General features: G+C 33.4%; 20 protein-coding genes. 11 read left to right on the forward strand and 9 right to left on the reverse strand.

The genetic code is table 11. The features are described from left to right. Window positions 1-3: 3 nt before the first annotated feature. Complete coding sequence (locus PBT91_RS08585; protein WP_270061369.1) at window positions 4-378, reverse strand: DNA topoisomerase IV; 375 nt, start codon at window positions 376-378, stop codon at window positions 4-6. 31 nt (window positions 379-409) lie between these two features. After that, window positions 410-856 (reverse strand): helix-turn-helix transcriptional regulator, encoded by a 447-nt coding sequence (locus PBT91_RS08590; protein ID WP_270061370.1) that lies wholly within the window; start codon window positions 854-856, stop codon window positions 410-412. Between the two features lie 277 nt (window positions 857-1,133). On the opposite strand from PBT91_RS08590, the gene PBT91_RS08595 reads away from it, so the two are divergent. The 6 genes from PBT91_RS08595 (at window position 1,134) to PBT91_RS08620 (ending at window position 7,745) form a co-directional block, all read left to right on the forward strand. Next, window positions 1,134-2,297 carry a M14 family zinc carboxypeptidase gene (locus PBT91_RS08595; RefSeq protein ID WP_270061371.1) on the forward strand — a complete coding sequence of 388 codons (1,164 nt, stop codon included), beginning with the start codon at window positions 1,134-1,136 and terminating at the stop codon, window positions 2,295-2,297. A 76-nt stretch (window positions 2,298-2,373) separates the two neighbouring features. After that, a complete protein-coding gene (locus tag PBT91_RS08600) occupies window positions 2,374-2,853 on the forward strand; it encodes an Lrp/AsnC family transcriptional regulator (RefSeq protein WP_013072138.1) in 480 nt (159 codons plus the stop codon). 95 nt (window positions 2,854-2,948) lie between these two features. Then, window positions 2,949-5,531, forward strand: coding sequence for a phosphoenolpyruvate carboxylase (locus tag PBT91_RS08605; RefSeq protein WP_270061372.1), 2,583 nt, complete (start codon window positions 2,949-2,951; stop codon window positions 5,529-5,531). After that, window positions 5,531-6,052 carry a DinB family protein gene (locus PBT91_RS08610; protein ID WP_270061373.1) on the forward strand — a complete coding sequence of 174 codons (522 nt, stop codon included), beginning with the start codon at window positions 5,531-5,533 and terminating at the stop codon, window positions 6,050-6,052. The genes PBT91_RS08605 and PBT91_RS08610 overlap by 1 nt, the downstream gene beginning before the upstream one ends. Before the next feature lie 47 nt (window positions 6,053-6,099). After that, window positions 6,100-7,065, forward strand: a complete 966-nt coding sequence (locus tag PBT91_RS08615; protein ID WP_270061374.1) for a YihY/virulence factor BrkB family protein — start codon at window positions 6,100-6,102, stop codon at window positions 7,063-7,065. Between the two features lie 131 nt (window positions 7,066-7,196). After that, a complete protein-coding gene (locus tag PBT91_RS08620) occupies window positions 7,197-7,745 on the forward strand; it encodes a type 1 glutamine amidotransferase domain-containing protein (protein WP_270061375.1) in 549 nt (182 codons plus the stop codon). Between the two features lie 63 nt (window positions 7,746-7,808). Here the strand turns inward: PBT91_RS08620 and PBT91_RS08625 are convergent, their stop codons facing one another. After that, window positions 7,809-8,108, reverse strand: coding sequence for a hypothetical protein (locus PBT91_RS08625; RefSeq protein WP_270061376.1), 300 nt, complete (start codon window positions 8,106-8,108; stop codon window positions 7,809-7,811). A gap of 93 nt (window positions 8,109-8,201) precedes the next feature. Further along, window positions 8,202-9,266, reverse strand: a complete 1,065-nt coding sequence (aroB, locus tag PBT91_RS08630; RefSeq protein ID WP_270061377.1) for a 3-dehydroquinate synthase — start codon at window positions 9,264-9,266, stop codon at window positions 8,202-8,204. 96 nt (window positions 9,267-9,362) lie between these two features. Between aroB and PBT91_RS08635 the strand changes: the two genes are divergently transcribed. Then, entirely contained in the window at window positions 9,363-10,574 is a 1,212-nt protein-coding gene (locus PBT91_RS08635; protein WP_270061378.1) for a proline dehydrogenase family protein, read from the forward strand. 4 nt (window positions 10,575-10,578) lie between these two features. Here PBT91_RS08635 and PBT91_RS08640 read toward each other — a convergent pair whose 3' ends face one another. Beyond that, a complete protein-coding gene (locus PBT91_RS08640) occupies window positions 10,579-11,394 on the reverse strand; it encodes a UDP-2,3-diacylglucosamine diphosphatase (RefSeq protein ID WP_270061379.1) in 816 nt (271 codons plus the stop codon). Window positions 11,395-11,563: 169 nt separating this feature from the next. Here PBT91_RS08640 and aroC point away from each other — a divergent pair, with 169 nt between their 5' ends. Both aroC and PBT91_RS08650 read left to right on the forward strand, forming a co-directional pair. Beyond that, a complete protein-coding gene (gene aroC / locus PBT91_RS08645) occupies window positions 11,564-12,628 on the forward strand; it encodes a chorismate synthase (protein ID WP_270061380.1) in 1,065 nt (354 codons plus the stop codon). 24 nt (window positions 12,629-12,652) lie between these two features. Next, window positions 12,653-13,966 carry a dicarboxylate/amino acid:cation symporter gene (locus PBT91_RS08650; protein WP_270061381.1) on the forward strand — a complete coding sequence of 438 codons (1,314 nt, stop codon included), beginning with the start codon at window positions 12,653-12,655 and terminating at the stop codon, window positions 13,964-13,966. A gap of 123 nt (window positions 13,967-14,089) precedes the next feature. Here the strand turns inward: PBT91_RS08650 and PBT91_RS08655 are convergent, their stop codons facing one another. The 4 genes from PBT91_RS08655 to PBT91_RS08670 form a co-directional block, all read right to left on the reverse strand. Further along, window positions 14,090-14,326, reverse strand: coding sequence for a hypothetical protein (locus PBT91_RS08655; RefSeq protein WP_270061382.1), 237 nt, complete (start codon window positions 14,324-14,326; stop codon window positions 14,090-14,092). A gap of 117 nt (window positions 14,327-14,443) precedes the next feature. Continuing rightward, window positions 14,444-14,614, reverse strand: a complete 171-nt coding sequence (locus tag PBT91_RS08660; protein ID WP_270061383.1) for a hypothetical protein — start codon at window positions 14,612-14,614, stop codon at window positions 14,444-14,446. Window positions 14,615-14,665: 51 nt separating this feature from the next. Then, window positions 14,666-15,082 (reverse strand): thiol-disulfide oxidoreductase DCC family protein, encoded by a 417-nt coding sequence (locus PBT91_RS08665; protein ID WP_270061384.1) that lies wholly within the window; start codon window positions 15,080-15,082, stop codon window positions 14,666-14,668. Then, window positions 15,079-17,265: an endonuclease MutS2 gene (locus PBT91_RS08670; protein WP_270061444.1), complete on the reverse strand. Its 2,187-nt coding sequence runs from the start codon at window positions 17,263-17,265 to the stop codon at window positions 15,079-15,081. Before PBT91_RS08670 ends, PBT91_RS08665 begins: the two co-directional genes overlap by 4 nt. A gap of 172 nt (window positions 17,266-17,437) precedes the next feature. Between PBT91_RS08670 and PBT91_RS08675 the strand changes: the two genes are divergently transcribed. After that, on the forward strand, window positions 17,438-18,103 hold the full coding sequence (locus PBT91_RS08675; protein ID WP_270061385.1) for a uracil-DNA glycosylase: 666 nt from the start codon (window positions 17,438-17,440) through the stop codon (window positions 18,101-18,103). A gap of 226 nt (window positions 18,104-18,329) precedes the next feature. Beyond that, window positions 18,330-19,124 (forward strand): DUF3667 domain-containing protein, encoded by a 795-nt coding sequence (locus PBT91_RS08680; protein ID WP_270061386.1) that lies wholly within the window; start codon window positions 18,330-18,332, stop codon window positions 19,122-19,124. The last annotated feature ends 17 nt before the right edge of the window (window positions 19,125-19,141 follow it).

Here is a 19,141-nt window from a genome sequence, read left to right on the forward strand (position 1 = left end):
GTTTTATTTTTCTACTTTATAAACAGATCCTCGTTCTTTGCGGGGATCTCCTACTTTTCCATATTCAAATGTATATCCATCTTTTTCGGTTTTGATAATGCGAATATGGATAGCCTGTCGTTCCTTCATATTTTTAGGATGTAAATTTTTAATTACATACTCACAATCGTTTACCCATCTTACCGAAGAAGTATCTGTCTTACCTTGGAAAGTATCAATCTCTATACTATCATTGCGAACAAAACGGGAAGTAACCATTTCGCCATTTAAATAGGTTTGAAATTCGAAAGTTCCTGTATGAAAATCCTTGCAATTTTTTTCAGGCTCAAAGCAGCTAAAGAATAGGAAAGGTATAAGAAGAAAGATTAATTTTTTCATATTGCAAAATTAATCCAAATGGCTTAGATATTCAATTTTCAAAGGCATCAAAAGTGCCATCTTCATAAAATATAATTACGCGAGCAATTTTCTTTCCGTTATTAGGAATGATAGGAGTCGTATTCTTTTGTTCTTTATTGTTGTTTTCCTGACTTTCTGAAAACAAATCATTATCGCTATTCTTCGTTGCGGTTGTTGATTGCTGTCTAGTTTCCGTTTTATTTTCTTCTTTTTTCTGAAAAGCTTTATCTCTTTTAGGAAATTCGCCTTTACCATTTAGTAGCCAGTAAAGTTCCACTTCAGGAAAAGTCTTTACAATTTTCATTACAAATTCTAAGCTTGGTTTATTTCTTCCCGAGAGTAAATGGCTAATAGAAGAGCGTCCCACTTCTATTTTGTCAGCAAAAGAAGAGGCGCTTAAATCGTAATATTCTATGATTTTCTGTAGTCTATTTGTAAACTCTTCAGTGTTTACCATTGTAAAAAACTAAAACATATTAATATTTACAAATGTAAATTATAATTTACAATGATACAAATTACATTTGTAAATCGACTCTTATGATTAAACTGAAACTATAACTAAAATACATTAAACACCTAAAATACAAATAAATAGTATGCAAATTAAACATTTACGGAATTTTTCCAATACAGATAAATAGCTAATCATTCGCGAGTTTTACAATTGTAAACGAAACTACTTATTTTCTGTGTTTACAATTGTAAAATAAAGGTTTTTTACTTTTGTCAACATGAGAAAATACGAAGCAACCATCGATAGTATTATGAGTCTTTATGGAGATTTTAAGCTTAAGGAAATTCAGGGGCGATATATAAATCAGTCCCACATTCAACCTATATTGAATAAGTTTGAAGAATATGTGGAACTTTCTAAAATTGGCTTTTCAGTAAATAAAGAACCTATTCATCTTTTAAAAATTGGTAACGGAAATACAAAAGTTCTTGCGTGGTCGCAAATGCACGGAAATGAATCTACTACAACTAAAGCTATATTAGATGTATTTAATGCATTAATAAATAATGATTCGGCAGATTTGAGAGTGATTTTAGATCATATTACTTTATATTGTATCCCAATGCTTAATCCCGATGGAGCTAGGAAATACACTCGTTTTAACTATAATAATGTAGATTTAAACAGAGATGCACAGCATCTTACGCAGCCTGAAAGTAGAATTCTTAGAAAGATTTTTGAGGAAGTGAAACCAGACTTTTGCTTAAATCTACATGGGCAGCGAACTATTTTTAGTGCGGGACTAACTAATAAGTCGGCTGTAATGTCTTTTTTAACGCCAGCTGAAGATCAAGAGCGTAATATCACCCCAAAGCGATTAGAAAGCATGAAAGTGATTGCACAAATTGCTGAAGATTTAAAAGCAGCATTACCAGAACAGATTGGACGATATGACGATGGTTTCAATCTAAATTGTACCGGAGATACGTTCCAAAGTGAAGGCGTACCTACAATTTTATTTGAAGAAGGACATTTCCCTAATGATTATACCAGAGAAACTACGCGGGAGTTTGCAGTTGCCAGTATCTTTTCTTCATTACGAAGCATTGCTACTAAAAGCTATCTGAATTTTAGCGGAGATGATTACTTCAAAATACCCGAAAATGGTAAAAAATTCAACGATATTCTAATCAAAAATGTAAGAATTAAGGATGGTATTTTTGATGTTAGCATTCAATATTCAGAAAAATTAGTAGGTGAGAAGATAGAATTTGTACCAAAAATTGAAAATATAAGCTCTAAAATTGATAAATATGGTCATCGTGAGTTTGAAGGTGAAGGCAAAATTCTTGAATTAGAAGGTGAGAAGTCATTAGTCGAAAACGTTGTAGTCGATAAATTACTCTTAAATAAAGAGATTTTAATGGTTAAATGTGATTAATTCTTCAAAAAATTATAAATACTTCAAAGTTTTTGTATTATTTTTGAGGTTCATATAATAAAAAGAAGTTAAGAAAATGGCCAAATTTAAATTAGACGAAACAGATCACCAGATTCTCGACATGCTTATCGAGAATACTAGGACTCCTTTTACAGATATCGCTAAAAAACTTTTAATATCTGCAGGGACTGTTCATGTTCGAGTTAAGAAAATGGAGGAAGCAGGAATTATTATCGGTTCTTCTTTGACATTGGATTACCAAAAATTGGGATATGCGTTTATCGCTTATGTAGGTGTTTTCCTTAAAAACACTTCTCAAACCAAGTTTGTTTTAGAAAGAATCAACGAAATTCCTTTTGTTACTGTTGCTCACGTAACTACCGGGAAATTTAATGTATTCTGTAAAGTTCGTGCTCGTAATACCCAACATGCAAAGGAAATTATTTTCCAATTAGATGATATAGAAGGTGTTTACCGTACAGAAACTATGATTTCTTTAGAAGAAAGTATTAACGATAAGAAGCGTTTAATGCACTCTATCTTCAAGGAGCTGTAAATAAGGGAATACTTAAACTTTTATTAAAAACCCTTTAAGCTCTTTTGTTTGAAGGGTTTTTTTATATTTTTAAATTCAACTAAATACCAAATATTATGCACAGAGAGCCTAAGTTAGAACGCTTTAATGAGAACGTTCTTTCTAAGTATCAAATTTATAATAGCCTTTTTTTAACCCTGCCTTTTGATGATATCAAAAAAACGGGTTCATTACTTCCTCTTTTTCAGGAAGTTTGCGAAGAAGGTTTCAAGCAAAAGAAAAATCCTTCTGAAATTGTAGAAGCTTTTTTTGATAAATATCTCGATAAACCTTCAGAAAAAGAGATGAATGAGCTTCTGTTCAGGTTTATTCAATATATAGAACGACAGGTAGTTTTGTTTGATGCGATAGAAGATGCTGCATTCCCGATTGTGAATAACATGGATGGTATTGGGACTTTAAGAAATATGAAAGAAGAGTCTGAATCACAAAATCAGACTGAAGGAATTAAGGAGTTTTTAAAACGCTTTAAAGTAAGACCAACTTTAACCGCTCACCCAACGCAATTTTATCCTGGTGCTGTTCTTGGAATTATTACAGACTTGGACAAAGCAATCCAAGAAAACGATCTTGTAAAAATTAAGCAATTACTATCACAGTTAGGAAAAACACCTTTTTTCAAAAAAGAAAAACCAACACCATACGACGAAGCTGTTAGTTTAATATGGTATTTTGAAAACGTTTTTTATCAAAGTGTAAGTAAGATTTACAACTATATTCAGCAGAATTTATTTGATGGAGAAAGTGTAGGCAACGAAATCATAGAACTAGGTTTCTGGCCGGGAGGAGATCGTGATGGAAATCCTTTTGTAACCACAAATATTACACTTCAGGTTGCGAAGAGATTAAAAAGCACCATTTTATTCTGTTATTATCAGGATGCCAGAAAATTGAAAAGAAGATTAACTTTTGAAGGCGTTAGAGATACAATCGAAGAAATCGAAAAAGAATTGTACGATGGCGCTGTTTCTGAAAGTGGTGATATTAAAATTTCTCTGGAAGATTTAAAATCTAAACTTCGTTCTATTAGAGAAGTACTAATCGACGAGCATCAATCTCTTTTCTTGGATGATGTAGATGATTTACTTAATAAGGTTAATCTTTTTGGGTATCATTTAGCTACGTTGGATATCCGCCAAGATAGTGGTGTCCACGAAGAAGTTCTTTCAGAAATTATAAATGTTTGCGAAAAAAGAGACGATAATCTAATTCCTAGTAATTACAAAGAGCTTTCCAACGAAGAGCAAATTGACATTCTAACGAAAGTAAAAGGAAATCTTTCTGCAGATGAATTTGAAGAGGAAAATGGTATGGGAAAAGCGACAATATCGTCTATCCATGCTATGAAGGAAATTCAGCAGAAAAATGGTGAGAAAGGTGCGAATCGCTATATTATTAGTCATAGTGAAGTACCGCAAAGTATTTTAGAGCCGTTTGCATTCCTAAGATTATGCGGTTGGGACCAACCAACGGTAGATATTATTCCGTTATTTGAGACGGTGCCCGATTTAAAAGCTTCACCAGATGTGATGAAGACTTTATATAGCAATCCTGTATATCGTGAACATTTAGAGCGTAGAGGGAACAAGCAAACGATAATGCTTGGCTTTAGTGATGGTACCAAAGATGGTGGCTATTTAATGGCAAACTGGAGTATCTATAAAGCAAAACAAGAATTAACTGAGATTTCTAGAGAATACGATATTAAAGTAACCTTTTTTGATGGGCGTGGAGGACCACCAGCGCGTGGAGGAGGAAAAACTCACCAATTTTATGCTTCCTTAGGATCTGCTATTGAAAATGAAGAAATTCAGTTAACAGTACAGGGACAAACGATTAGTTCTAATTTTGGAACCAAAGATAGTTGCCAATACAATCTTGAGCAGTTAATAAGTGCGGGGGTTTCCAACGAAATTTTCAATCACGGTAAAAATAATTTATCTGAGGAAGATCGCGCCACTATGGTAGGTCTAGCAGAGTCTAGTTACAATACTTATATGGACTTTAAAGCTCACCCAAGGTTTATACCTTATTTAGAGAAAATGAGTACCTTAAAGTATTACTCTAAAACAAATATTGGTAGTCGTCCTTCAAAAAGAAATAATAAAGAATTAAATCTGGATAATTTAAGAGCTATTCCTTTTGTTGGAAGCTGGAGCCAGTTAAAACAAAATGTACCTGGTTTCTTTGGAGTTGGAAAAGCTTTAAAAAAGTATGAAGAAAATGGAGAGTTCGATAAAGTAAAGCAACTTTATAATAACTCGATATTCTTCAAAACATTACTGGAAAACAGTATGATGAGTTTAACGAAATCATTCTTTGAGCTTACTTCTTATATGAAAGAAGACGAAGAATTTGGCGAATTCTGGCAGTTAATCCATGATGAATATATTCGTTCTAAAGAAATGCTGCTTAAAGTAACTGGTTATAAAGATTTAATGGAAAACGAACCAGCAATGAGAGCTTCTATACAAGCCAGAGAGCGTATTGTATTACCATTACTTACTATACAGCAACATGCATTAAGAATGGTACAAAAACTTCAGAATGGTGAAGATAGTGCGCGTTTAGAAGAGTTTGAAAAGATGGTGACCAGATCATTGTATGGAAATATCAATGCAAGTAGAAACTCTGCATAATGACAATTGAGCAAATTAGTATTTCTGAATATAATTCGTTCTATGAAAATTATATCAAGATTATCCCCAAAGAGACTTCTTTGGGGATATTATTTTTAGAGAACCTGAAGGAAAGCTTAGATCTATTTGATAGTTTGTCTGAAGATCAATTATCATTTAAATACGAGGAAGGAAAGTGGACTGTTGCTGAAGTTTTGCAACATCTAATTGATGTAGAAAGAATTTTTCAGTATAGAGCGCTTAGTTTAACCAGAAAAGAGACTAAGCCTTTGCCGGGATTTGATCATAACGAGTATGTAGTTAATTCAGGAGCCGAGCATCGAAGCTTAAAAAGTCTAAAAGATGAATTTGAAATTGTAAGAAAATCGACTTCAATTTTATTTAATTCTTTTACCGAAAATATGCTTAAAACAGTTGGAGAGATAAATGGATCTGCCGCAACACCAAGAGCTATTGGTTTTATAATAATAGGACATACAAAGCATCATTTAACAATTTTACAAGAACGCTATAAACTTTGAAGAATCCCCCAAAATATATAAAATCAATCCAGTCTTTTTTTAAACTTTTGGTCAAAGCTTTTAAAAGTTGGAATAAAAACGAGCCTTATTCGCGTAGTGCAACTATTGCCTATTACACTTTGTTTTCATTACCATCTTTATTAATCATCATTGTAAGCATAGCGGGGCGTTTTTTTGGAAGAAAGGCGGTAGAGGGAAGAATAACGTCAGAAATCGGGCGCTTTATAGGGTCAGATGCCGCAGATGCTATTCAAAGTATGATATCAAATGCCTGGTTATCAAAAGATTCTACTTTTGCGATTATTTTTGGAGTAGGAATGCTGCTTTTTGGTGCTACAGGTGTTTTTGTTCAGCTAAAACTGGCAATGAATAACATTTGGAATGTTGCTGAAAAACGTAATGATTTTTGGGGATTATTATTAGATCGAGCTATTTCTTTTGGGATGATATTGGTTATTGGGCTGTTGCTGTTAGTTTCACTTGTGCTTTCAGCATTGCTAAATCTTATCAAAGAGAAAATACACTTTATTGCACCAAATATTACTGGAGCTATGTTGTACATCATCAATTTTGTAATTAGCTTTTTTGTAATTACCAGTTTGTTTATGGCTGTTTTTAAAATTTTGCCGAATATCAAAATCAAATGGAAAACAACTTTTTGGGGAGCAAGTCTAACAACTATTTTATTTTTAATAGGAGAGTATTTAATTAGTTTTTATTTTGGTACCAGTGAGCCAACTTCAGTTTATGGTGGTGCTTCTAGCGTCGTACTTATATTATTATGGGTTTATTACGCTTGTATGATTTTGTTCTACGGAGCTGAATTTACTGTGCAGTATGCTTTGGCGAAAAACGAAAAAATTCAGTTGGGTAGAAACGGAGAACCGGCGATCTATCAGGAAATGGAAAAACTAGAGAAGAAAAAAATACAGTTAAAAGAAGAAAAAAGAATAATTGACAGATTAAAGGAAAACCTTAGAATGGCCAAAAAGGATAAAAATCCGAAGTCTTAAGATGCTTTAAAAGAGTTGATTTATAAAGTTTAACTCTTATTAACTCCAAAAAATATAATTTTAAAATCGCTTTAATACAGCCTCTTCTTCATAGTTCTTACTTTTGGAGTAAACCTAAAAAAAGAAAAATTATGGAAAAGAGAATCGCAATTTTGGCTACTGATGGATTTGAAGAAAGCGAACTTACTTCTCCAAAAGAAGCTATCGAAAAAGCAGGTTTTACTGCAGATGTTGTAAGTATTAAATCTGGCTCTATTAAAAGTTGGGATGTAGATAAATGGGGTAAAGATATTACTGTTGATAAATTGGTAAGCGAAGTAAGCGCCAAAGATTATAACGCATTGGTTTTACCAGGCGGTGTTATTAATCCTGATAATTTACGTACTAACGAAGATGCTTTAGTATTTATTAGAGATTTCTTTAAACAAAGTAAGATTGTTGCAGCAATTTGCCACGGTCCACAATCTTTGATTAATGCTGAAGTTGTAGAAGGAAGAACAATGACATCTTACCCATCAATTAAAAAAGATCTTGAAAACGCAGGAGCTTTATGGGTAGATAAAGAAGTAGTAGTTGACGAAGGTTTTGTAACCAGCAGAACCCCGGATGATCTACCAGCTTTTAATGACAAATTAATTGAAGAGATTAAAGAGGGAAAACATGATTATCAACATGCCTAATTAGACTAAAAAATTGATAATAAAAAAGGAGAACTCTTAAGTTCTCCTTTTTTATTATGTACACTAATTGTCATCTTCTTCCTCTTCTTCGCCCTTTTCAGGAATATCTACAATAGGCTCGTTAAAGTCTTCATCATCATAATCATCTTCGTCAAAATTAGCCATTTTATTTTCTAATCGAGTACTTACTTTAACTAGATAAATAGCATCTTCTGTTTTTACTTCTACAGCATCTACTGTTTCTCCTTTAAGATTTTTAAAGGAGATAATGTGATCATCATCGTAGCCATCGGGATATTTTTCGACCAGAAGGCTTAATATTTCGGGTGTTAATTTTTTAAAGTCAACAATTACTCTTTTCATTTTCTAAGGTTGAATTTTTTGCAATTATACTTAAAAATACGTAACCTAAAAGCTTAAGTATAAATTTTTAATGAAATAATAAAATTAAAATAATTAGGCGTTTTTATAAAATTCGAAAGCATTTATTATCAAATCATTTGGCACCTCGCAGTCAATTTCAGCTTCACCTATGTCTTTTAATAATACGAAATTAATTTTTCCGGCTTCATTTTTCTTATCATATTTCATCAAATCGATAATCTGATCGATATCTTCCTGGCTAAATTCCGTTTTTCCGTAGAGATCAATAATTCGTTTTGTGATATCGTCTAGTTTTTCAGAAGGAAAATCTTTCAAATGTTTTGAAATATAGGTGGCTAATATCATCCCTATAGCAACAGCTTCACCATGTAATAAGGTCTTTTTGTCGTTATGAGTTAAGCAATATGATTCTATGGCGTGCCCCAAGGTATGCCCGTAATTTAAGGTTTTTCGCAATCCCTTTTCGTATGGATCTTCTTTTACTACTTTTGCTTTTATATCTACGGAAGTTCGAATAATTTCATCTAAATCATTTAATGTAAGATCACTTAATCGACCAACTTTATTCCAATAATCTTCATTAGCGATAAGACCGTGTTTTAATATTTCAGCTAATCCACTGCGCATTTCTTCTGTAGGTAAAGTTGCTAAGTAGTCGGAATCAACTACAACCAACTCTGCATTAGAAATTACACCAATTTGATTTTTTAAATTACCTAAATCTACACCGGTTTTACCACCTACAGAAGCATCTACCATAGAAAGTAGGGTAGTAGGTACATTTATATAATTAATTCCTCTTTTAAAAGTAGAGGCAACAAAACCACCAAGATCGGTTACAACTCCACCTCCCAAATTAATCATTAAACTTTTACGATCCCCTTCAAGATCAGACATTGCTTGCCATACTCCCATGCAGGTATCTAAATTTTTATAGGGCTCACCGGCATCTATTTCAATAATCTCAATCCCGACCTCTGTAATGATTTTAGGTAAAAAAGCCGATAAACAGTGTTCGTGCGTATTGGTATCTACAAGAACAAATATTTTGGAATGATTGGCTTCCTGTAGGTAATTATTGATTTGCTGGTATGCTTCTTCTTTATAATAAACGGTTCCTTTTGCCGTATTTGCCATGATTTTGATTGTTTGTAACAGATTCGAAAATAAGCAGAAATAATTAAATCGAAATCAATATTCAATAATTATATTTGCGAAAATTAACGCTATCCCATGATTAGAAAAAAGATATTTAACAATACTAAAACTGCTTTTAAATTAAAATCGGATAATGAGCTAGATAGAGCAATATTTTTATTTAGTATGATGGGGAAACCATCTTTAGTAAAGTCTGGTATAGCGCTTACTAAAATGTCTTTACGATTAAAATTACCTGTAGAAGGTCTTATAAAAAAAACGATTTTTGAACAATTTGCTGGCGGTGAAACAATGAAAGATTGTAAGCCTACCATCAAAACCATGTACGAAGCGAATCTTTGCAGTATATTAGACTATTCTGTAGAAGGCAAAGAAACCGAAGAAGAATTTGATGCGGCTTTAGAGAAGAAATTAAGCTTAATAAAATTCGCGAAGGAAGAAAAAGAGCTTCCCTTTGCAGTATTTAAACCTACCGGAGTAGGAAGATTTGAAATCTGGGAAAAGTTGACTGCCAATGTGAGTTTGGATGATGATGAAAAAAAAGAGTGGGACAATATTAAAAGGCGTGTCGATAAACTTTGCAAAACCGCGCACGATTTAAAGGTTAGACTTTATGCCGATGGTGAGGAGAGCTGGATGCAAACAGCGGCAGATGATCTAATGGAAGAGATGATGCGAAAGTATAATAAGGAGGAAGCATTAATTTTCAACACCTTACAATGTTATCGCTGGGATAGGATAGAATATCTAAAAGATCTTCATGAAAAAGGTAAAGCTGAAGGATTTAAAATTGGCGCTAAAATAGTTAGAGGGGCTTATATGGAAAAAGAAAATGAGCGCGCTAAAAAATTAGGATATGTATCACCTATCTGTGAAAGTAAAGAAGCTACCGATGTAAACTTTAATAGTGTGATGTCTTATTGCCTGGGTAATCTGGAAGATATAGCTGTATTTATTGGTACTCATAACGAGGTAAGTAATTACTTAGCCTTGCAAATTATAGAAGATAAGAATATAGATTTAAATGATTCTAGAATCTGGTTTAGTCAACTTTTTGGCATGAGTGATCATCTAAGTTATAATCTTGCTAAACGTGGTTACAATGCAGCGAAGCTTGTGCCTTTTGGCCCTGTAAGAGATGTTGTACCTTATTTAATGCGAAGAGCACAGGAAAATTCTTCAGTAAAAGGACAAACGGGTAGAGAACTTTCTCTTCTATTAGAAGAACGTAAGCGTAGAAAAGGTCACGAGACAAGGCACGATCGTCAGGAAAAAGAAAATTTTTAATTATCTATCTGGATTTACTGCTTTTTATCACAGTAATCGCAGTGAGCATTTGTGGAGTTTTATTATTTTTGGAATTAACTTCAGGAAAACTAATAAGTTCCCAACGTTTATCATTATACTCCAGGGCGGTTAGATTTTCAATCCAATCGCCTGAATTTAAATAGAGACAAGTTCCCTTTTTATTGGTTTTTCTTACAATTCGCGGTTGGTGAATATGACCGCATACTACATATTTGTATCCGTTTTCTATCGCAAGATCTGTGGCAGTTTTTTCAAAATCGTCAATAAATTTAATTGCTCCTTTTACACGATTTTTGATTTTTTTTGAGAGTGAATATTTCTTTCTACCCATTCCCACTAAACACCAATTTAAAAATCGATTAATTAAAATTAAAAGGTCATAGCCCCAACCACCAAGTTTAGCAATCCATTTTGCATTTTGAATGGAAACATCAAAAACATCTCCATGAAAAAACCATGCTTTTTTTCCATCCAACTCAAGCACAAGCTTATCTACTATAGAAAAAGAACCCATTAACGTTTCGCTAAATTTTCTTAGCATTTCGTCATGATTACCTGTAATATAGATCACTTCAGTTCCACCAGTACTTAAATCAATAATTTTTTTTATAACCTCTAAATGCGATTTTGGGAAATAACTTTTTCTAAACTGCCAAATGTCTATAATATCCCCATTTAAAATAAGTTTTTTAGGATTTATACTGTCTAGGTATAATAGCAATTCTTTTGCATGACATCCAAATGTTCCTAAATGAACATCTGAGATTACAACCACTTCAATTTCTCGTTTTCTTCTCAATACAAAAATCTTTATAGTAAAGAAACTGGAATTGAAACAATTATAGATTTCTTGTATTTTAAACATCTTTTACCAAATTATTAAATCTGATCCTTGTTACTTTAATATTAATCGTGTTAACATTTTTAAATTATAGGCTAAAAAATTACATTTGTTCAAAATCGAACTAATGGCAGGAAATTCCTTCGGAAAACTATTTAAACTCACCACCTTTGGTGAATCACACGGGCCGGCAATTGGTGGAGTCATCGATGGATGCCCGGCAGGATTACAATTAGACTTTGAAGCAATTCAGGAAGAATTGAACCGAAGAAAACCTGGCCAGTCTGCTATAGTAACGCAGCGTAAAGAACCAGATACGGTAGAATTCTATTCGGGTATTTTTGAAGGACAGACCACTGGTACGCCAATTGGTTTTGTAATTCATAATTCAAATCAAAAATCTAAAGACTATTCTCACATTAAAGATGCGTATCGACCTTCGCATGCAGATTATACGTATGACGAGAAATACGGCGTAAGAGATTATCGCGGTGGTGGCCGTAGTTCTGCAAGAGAAACGGCAAGTAGAGTAGTAGCTGGAGCGATTGCAAAACAAATGCTTCAGGATATCAAAATTACTGCATACGTCGATTCTGTGGGAAAAATATCATTAGAAAAACCCCATTATGAAGTCGATTTTTCTTTAATTGAAACAAATCCTGTTCGCTGTCCAGATAAAGCTAAAGCTGAAGAAATGGAAGCTTATATTAAGCAAATTCGGTCTGAAGGTGATACTGTAGGCGGTACTGTTCGTTGCGTGATTAGCCATGTACCTAAAGGTTTGGGCGAACCGGTTTTTGATAAATTACATGCCGAATTAGGAAAAGCTATGCTTTCTATCAATGCTGTTAAAGGTTTCGAATACGGTAGCGGATTTGAAGGAACCAAGATGAAAGGAAGTGAACATAACGATCTCTTTAACGAAGACGGTTCTACAAAATCAAACTTAAGTGGCGGGATACAAGGTGGAATTTCTAATGGAATGGACATCTATTTTAATGTTGCTTTTAAACCTGTGGCTACGATAATGCAAAATCAGGAAACCATTGATAAAGAAGGTAAATTAGTAGAAATGCAAGGTAAAGGTCGTCATGATCCTTGTGTTGTGCCTAGAGCAGTTCCTATTGTAGAAGCAATGGCAGCACTTACCATTGCCGATTTTTTACTTCAGAATAAATCTTCTAAATTATAATAAAACAATACAGAAAACCACACTATGAAGAAATTAGCACTGCATTGGCAGATTTTATTAGGAATGTTTGCCGGAGTTGTTTTTGCTTTAATCATGACCAATTTTAGCTGGGGAGCTGAATTTATAAGTGATTGGATAAAACCATTCGGGAATATTTTTATAAATGCATTAAAATTAATCGCAGTTCCGCTAATTCTAGCTTCATTAATAAAAGGTATTTCCGATTTAAAAGACATCTCGAAATTATCTAAAATGGGATTCCGTACTATCGGGATTTATATAGCTACTACCATTGTAGCAGTAACAATCGGCCTGGTGATGGTTAATTTGATTAATCCGGGAGGAACGATTGGCGAAGATACCCGACAAGAGCTTATAGCCAGCTACGAAGGTGATGCTGTTGGTGTGCAGGCAAATGCCGCTAAACAAAAAGAAGCTGGACCTTTGCAGGCGTTAGAAGATCTTGTGCCTAGTAATATTTTTGCAGCCGCCGGTGATAACGCCAATATGCTTCAGGTTATTTTCTTTGCTATTTTCTTCGGAATTGGATTGATTTTAATTGATGAAAAAACTGCTAAACCTGTAAAAGATTTCTTTGATGGTTTTAATGAAGTAATTCTAAAATTAATCGATTTAATCATGCTTTTTGCACCATACGGTGTTTTCTCATTATTAGCAGCTTTAGTTGTCGAATCACCCAGTACAGATCTTTTTGCCGCATTAGCGATGTACGCGTTAACCGTTGTTATTGGATTGGCTTTAATGATTGGTGTTTATGTTTTACTAGTATGGATTTTCACTAAAAATAAACCATCTTTTTTCATCAATGGTATCGCTCCTGCGCAGCTTTTAGCATTTTCTACCAGCTCTAGTGCAGCTACTTTACCAGTTACGATGGAAAGAGTAGAAGAGCACATGGGGGTGCACAAAGAGGTAACTAGTTTTGTATTACCAATTGGAGCAACAATCAATATGGACGGAACGAGCTTATATCAAGCCGTGGCTGCCGTATTTATCGCGCAGGCTTTTGGTATGGATCTAAGTATTGGTGCTCAGTTAGGTATCATTGCTACTGCCACTTTAGCTTCAATTGGATCTGCAGCGGTGCCAGGTGCAGGGATGGTAATGTTAGTAATTGTACTAGCTCAAGCTGGTATTCCTGAAGCAGGTTTAGCGTTGATCTTTGCAGTAGATCGACCATTAGATATGTGTAGAACCACCGTCAATGTAACTGGTGATGCTGCCGTATCGGTAATGGTTGCAAAATCTGTAGATATGATGGGCCCACCAAATGTGAAAGAATGGGATGATGAGTATGCTAAAGAAGAAGATAAATAATTTTTAAAAATTTCTGATTTGCACTTTTTATTGCTTCGAAAAAAAGATCATCATTCGGCGTTTTTCTACCAATTGATTCATAATTTGTATGAAAAGTGATTTGAAATATGGAAGACTGAATTATTATTTCATATAATAAAATTTCAGATCACTTTTAACCTTCGGTGCTCCGTGAAAAGATTTTAGAAAACCTAATTTAAGATCATAATTAATATTGTAGTTAGAAAGTGCGGCATCAACTTTAGATTTATTAGTTTGAGCAATGTTTAAGTTATTTCGATAATTGTTTAAAGCACCCCAGCCCATTCCCAAGAGAACTATAGCAATTGCCGAAATAATGATAGGCACGGTATAAGCCATTAAAAAGAAATGTTTTAAATAATTAAGAAATACGTAATCCAGAAAGAAAAGTGCAATAGCGAAAATATTGAAAAGAATAAAGTAACTATATACCCACCATTTGTTTTTCAGTATCTTCTAAAATTTTGCATTAGTATCGATTACTTTTTGTTTCCTTTTTTCTCCAAATTCGATAGTACTGCAGGTATTTTTAAAATTTGGCTTATTTCCTGTTAATCCACAAACATTCCCTTTTCTTAGATTTACATCTTGGTGTTGGCAAAGTTCACAATGCCAGTGAAGCTCCATAAATAATAGTTTAAAACGGTAAGATATAAAATTGCTTTAGCTACAAAAAACCTAATCCAAAAATTTACCTTTAAGCTCGGGTGTGGGAATCATACAGCTTTCTTTTTTACCAAACCATTTGTAACGATTATTGGCGATACCTTTGTAAACAATGTCTCTTAGACCTGTAGGCAAGAATTTAAAAATTTTTAAGCCTTGATAGATTCCGCTTAATTCCTTTGTAATTTCCAGTGCAGCATCAGATTTTTGATACCAGGCAATTCCGGGTTCAATAAGAATAATGGACTCCAAATAATTAGGATCCAAACCGCGTTCTTCAAGCAGTTGCTTACCAATTTCTCCTTGCAACGAAGCAAAGCGAAATTGGTCTTTTTTGTCATGCTTTATAATGAATATCACGGCATCGTTACAAAGATTGCAAACACCGTCAAACAAAACAATTTTCTTATTTTCTGGAATATTCATCATGATTTTTTCATGGCTTGCACCAACTCTAGTTTTTCAATAGCCACCTGGGTGGTAAACATACCGTAATTAACTGTTGCTTTTCCTTTTTCGATCTTATCTAGTGTTCCAACACTACGGCTGTCTTCAAGTCGAACACGATCTCCAAGTTTTACCTTAGCTTTTGGCTTATTCGCTTCTTTTTTAGCCTCGATCTCTTCTTTCTTTTTTTCTTCTTTTTTCTTTTGTCGAATTACTTCAACTTTCTTTTCTGCTTCAGCTTTAATCTTCTGTTCCCTGGCTTTTTCCGCTTTTCGCTGTTTTGCGTTTTGTTTTTTACGTTTAGAATTTTCAATAGCAACAAACTTCAAAAATTCTCCAATAAGCTCTTTTTTGTTATTATTGGTGAAGAATTTTTCACTGATGTCATTAACTTTCTGCCCCAAGTAAATCATACGTTGGTTGGTATCAAAAAGTTCCTGATAATCTTCTAATTTTTGCTGAATACGTGCATTGGTTTCTTCCAGCTTATCCTTTTGTACTGCCGCTTTTTGCTCTTTTTGCTTTAACGAATCGGTTGTTTTTTGAAGTTTGCTACGTTCTTGCTGAAGTTTTGCAATACTTCTGTCAAAACGAATTTTACCACGCTCAACTTTTTTCTTAGAACGATTAATTAAACTATAAGGAATTCCGTTTTTCTGGGCAACTTCAAAAGTAAAAGAGCTCCCGGCTTCACCAACACGTAATTTAAACAATGGCTCTAAACTTGCCGAATCGAACAACATATTCGCATTGCTCATATTCGGTAATTCGCTTGCTAATTTTTTTAGATTTGCATAATGCGTTGTAAGAATCCCAAAACTTTCTTTTTCGTAAAATACTTCAAGAAAAGTTTCAGCCAAGGCGCCACCAAGTTCAGGATCACTACCAGTTCCAAATTCGTCAATTAAAAATAAAGTTTTATCGTCACACTTCCGCAGAAAATAATTCATATTCTTTAAGCGATACGAATACGTACTTAAATGATTTTCAATAGACTGATTATCGCCAATATCGGTTAAAATTCTATTGAAAAAAGAAACTCGACTAAATTCATGAACTGGAATTAAAATTCCGCTTTGCAGCATTAATTGCAATAAACCAACCGTTTTTAGCGTAATACTTTTACCACCGGCATTGGGCCCAGAAATCACTACGATACGATTATCTTTACTTAAATCGATATCCTGCGGATAAGTTTTTGCACCTTTTTTATTGTTGCTAATTAGCAGTAAAGGGTGATAAGCTTCTTTTAACTGAACTTCTTGATCTGCCGTAATTGTTGGTAAAAGACCATTAATTTTTTCAGCATATTTCGCTTTTGCCGCAATCACATCAATTTTCGTAAGTAGTTTTTGATACTGAATTAAAAGCTCTCTAAATGGTCGAACAAATTCTGTAAGTTCTTTTAAGATTCGGTTAACTTCCTCTTTTTCTTCATATTGAAGATTATTAAGTTCTCTCGTATACCGAAATGTAGATTCTGGCTGAATAAAAACAATACTTCCAGTTTTAGAACTTCCCATTATCCCGCCTTTTACCTTACGGCGGTGCATAGCCGTTACAGCTAAAACTCGTACATTTTCAACAACACTTTCTCTTATATCATCTAAATAGCCATAAGACGAATAAGTACTTAAAGCACTGCTAAAGCTACCATTAATCTGGCCTTTTACTGAATTGATGTTGCGACGAAGACTTTGTAAAAGGGGAGAGGCATCATCTTTAATTTCACCAAATCGATCAACAATTTTATTGATTTGATCGATTAAAACGGTTGTATATTCAACCTCTGAAACCGTTTGATATAAATTTGGATAAATTTCCTGAAATTTATTAAAATACCGAAGATGCATATTTACCGTTTCCGATAAGCTTGCAATTTTTCGAAAGCCAGAAACTTCCAAAATAGTTTCTTCAATATTCAATAATTTTAGCTCATTATTTATTTGATCGAAACCATGGTTAGGAATAGGTGTTTCCTGCAATTTGGAGCTTACATATTCGTTTGTTTGATGCAGTCCAAAATAGGTTTTTTTATAAGTTTTATAAGGCTTAATCTCTAAGGCTTTAGCTTTTCCAGGATCGGTAACACATAAATCACTTATTTGTTCTCGTACTACAGGAAACTCTAAATCTGTAAGGCTTTTTTCTGTAATTTTTATCATAAACATTCCCTCACTGAGGGTTTAATTTTCAATTTTTATTCGATCGGTTTTTACAATCGAATTTCTTGAAATTATAAATTCTATTTTTCTTTTTTTTATAGCTGTTTTCAAATTCCAAGAGTTGTTTAAAATTTCCTACTTTTGGAACACTGCAAATTTACTTAAAATTATAATGAACGTAAATATCAACGAAGGCTGGAAAACGCATTTAGACACCGAATTTGAGAAAGATTATTTTAAAAATCTTGTAGAATTTGTTAAAACTGAATATTCAAACTTTAATGTGTATCCAAAAGGTAAACATATTTTTGCAGCTTTCGAGCATTCGAAATTTGAAGATACCAGAGTTGTAATTTTAGGACAGGATCCTTATCATGGGCCAGGCCAGGCAAACGGACTCTCATTTTCTGTAAATGACGGAATAGCACAGCCACCATCTTTAATCAATATTTTTAAGGAAATACAAACTGATATCGGTAGCGAAATTCCACAAAGTGGAAACTTAGAGCGTTGGGCAGATCAAGGTGTTTTATTACTTAATGCTACGCTTACGGTAAGGGCGCATCAGGCAGGATCACACCAAGGAAAAGGTTGGGAACAGTTTACCGATCGCGTTATTGAAATTGTTTCTGCAGAAAAAGAAAATGTTGTTTTTATGCTTTGGGGCGGTTATGCCAAGAAAAAGGCTAAAAAAATTGACGCTTCAAAACATCTAATCTTAACTAGTGGGCATCCTTCTCCTTTAAGTGCAAATCGCGGTTACTGGTTTGGTAATAAACATTTCTCTAAAGCTAATGAATATCTGATCGCAAAAGGTAAAAAACCAATTGAGTGGTAGTTTTGTACACGTGAATCACTTTTATTCAAATTTAGTTATAAAACCTGTTATTAGGAGTTAGTCTAATTTGGTCGATATATTTTTTTATTCCGAAGGGTTATAATATTAATTTTTCAGAAGAATGATTATATTTGGAGACACTGTCATTTATATATCCTTAAAATGACTTATGTTTCATATAATTCATTGATTGTGATTAATATTATCACTCACCAAATAGAATAGAATGGCTGAATCTTGTCTAAATTGCGGATGGCTGGTAGATGGAAATTATTGCGGAAACTGCGGTCAAAAAAAATTTAATAGAATCGATAGAAGATATGTATTAAATGAATTAGAAAGCAGCATTTTACAAACTAATAAAGGATTTTTATATTCCATAAAAAGAATAATACGTAACCCAGGAAGGACAGCAAAAGAATTTATTGACGGAAATAGAATAAATCATTACAAACCAATTCTCTTGGCCTTTCTTTTATGCGGGATTTCTGCATTTATTTCCTTCCAGATTCTAGGATTGTTAGAGATAATGAAATCGCTCTATCTTGAACAAGAGATGCTTTCAGGATTTATGAATGATTATTTAACGATATCATCGCGGTACAATTCAGTAATGATGCTTTTACTAGTTCCCTTCTATGCTCTTGTTACAAAATTAGCTTTTAGAAAATGGGGGCATAATTACTGTGAGCACATAGTGATGAATTCATATATTTTATCATTGTACCTGATAATGAATATAGTAATTATTTATCCTTTAATATATATATTTAAGAATAGTAAAGATCTGGTAATACAAATACCTAGCTTATCAATGCTAGCTCTACCAATTATTATGCTGTGGTTTTTTAGGGGCTTTTATGATAAAAAACCGTTTAAAAGTATTTTTGGAAGAGTTTTGCTAACTGTAATCTATACAATAATTGGTCTCTTGATCCTTCTATTAATCGGTATTATTATAGGAATTATTGCGGTAATGATTAAGGGACCGGAAGTGTTAAAATATTTTGGTACACAATAGGCGAACATATGATTTTC

The organism is Zunongwangia sp. HGR-M22 (assembly GCF_027594425.1).
Lineage (GTDB): Bacteria > Bacteroidota > Bacteroidia > Flavobacteriales > Flavobacteriaceae > Zunongwangia.

What these genes read in the sequence shown, in the direction of transcription:
- PBT91_RS08585 (WP_270061369.1), bottom strand. Translation starts at nt 378, where the DNA reads ATGAAAAAATTAATCTTTCTTCTTATACCTTTCCTATTCTTTAGCTGC.
- PBT91_RS08590 (WP_270061370.1), bottom strand. Translation starts at nt 856, where the DNA reads ATGGTAAACACTGAAGAGTTTACAAATAGACTACAGAAAATCATAGAA.
- PBT91_RS08595 (WP_270061371.1), top strand. Translation starts at nt 1,134, where the DNA reads ATGAGAAAATACGAAGCAACCATCGATAGTATTATGAGTCTTTATGGA.
- PBT91_RS08600 (WP_013072138.1), top strand. Translation starts at nt 2,374, where the DNA reads ATGGCCAAATTTAAATTAGACGAAACAGATCACCAGATTCTCGACATG.
- PBT91_RS08605 (WP_270061372.1), top strand. Translation starts at nt 2,949, where the DNA reads ATGCACAGAGAGCCTAAGTTAGAACGCTTTAATGAGAACGTTCTTTCT.
- PBT91_RS08610 (WP_270061373.1), top strand. Translation starts at nt 5,531, where the DNA reads ATGACAATTGAGCAAATTAGTATTTCTGAATATAATTCGTTCTATGAA.
- PBT91_RS08620 (WP_270061375.1), top strand. Translation starts at nt 7,197, where the DNA reads ATGGAAAAGAGAATCGCAATTTTGGCTACTGATGGATTTGAAGAAAGC.
- PBT91_RS08625 (WP_270061376.1), bottom strand. Translation starts at nt 8,108, where the DNA reads ATGAAAAGAGTAATTGTTGACTTTAAAAAATTAACACCCGAAATATTA.
- aroB (WP_270061377.1), bottom strand. Translation starts at nt 9,266, where the DNA reads ATGGCAAATACGGCAAAAGGAACCGTTTATTATAAAGAAGAAGCATAC.
- PBT91_RS08635 (WP_270061378.1), top strand. Translation starts at nt 9,363, where the DNA reads ATGATTAGAAAAAAGATATTTAACAATACTAAAACTGCTTTTAAATTA.
- aroC (WP_270061380.1), top strand. Translation starts at nt 11,564, where the DNA reads ATGGCAGGAAATTCCTTCGGAAAACTATTTAAACTCACCACCTTTGGT.
- PBT91_RS08650 (WP_270061381.1), top strand. Translation starts at nt 12,653, where the DNA reads ATGAAGAAATTAGCACTGCATTGGCAGATTTTATTAGGAATGTTTGCC.
- PBT91_RS08655 (WP_270061382.1), bottom strand. Translation starts at nt 14,326, where the DNA reads ATGGCTTATACCGTGCCTATCATTATTTCGGCAATTGCTATAGTTCTC.
- PBT91_RS08660 (WP_270061383.1), bottom strand. Translation starts at nt 14,614, where the DNA reads ATGGAGCTTCACTGGCATTGTGAACTTTGCCAACACCAAGATGTAAAT.
- PBT91_RS08665 (WP_270061384.1), bottom strand. Translation starts at nt 15,082, where the DNA reads ATGATGAATATTCCAGAAAATAAGAAAATTGTTTTGTTTGACGGTGTT.
- PBT91_RS08670 (WP_270061444.1), bottom strand. Translation starts at nt 17,265, where the DNA reads ATGATAAAAATTACAGAAAAAAGCCTTACAGATTTAGAGTTTCCTGTA.
- PBT91_RS08675 (WP_270061385.1), top strand. Translation starts at nt 17,438, where the DNA reads ATGAACGTAAATATCAACGAAGGCTGGAAAACGCATTTAGACACCGAA.
- PBT91_RS08680 (WP_270061386.1), top strand. Translation starts at nt 18,330, where the DNA reads ATGGCTGAATCTTGTCTAAATTGCGGATGGCTGGTAGATGGAAATTAT.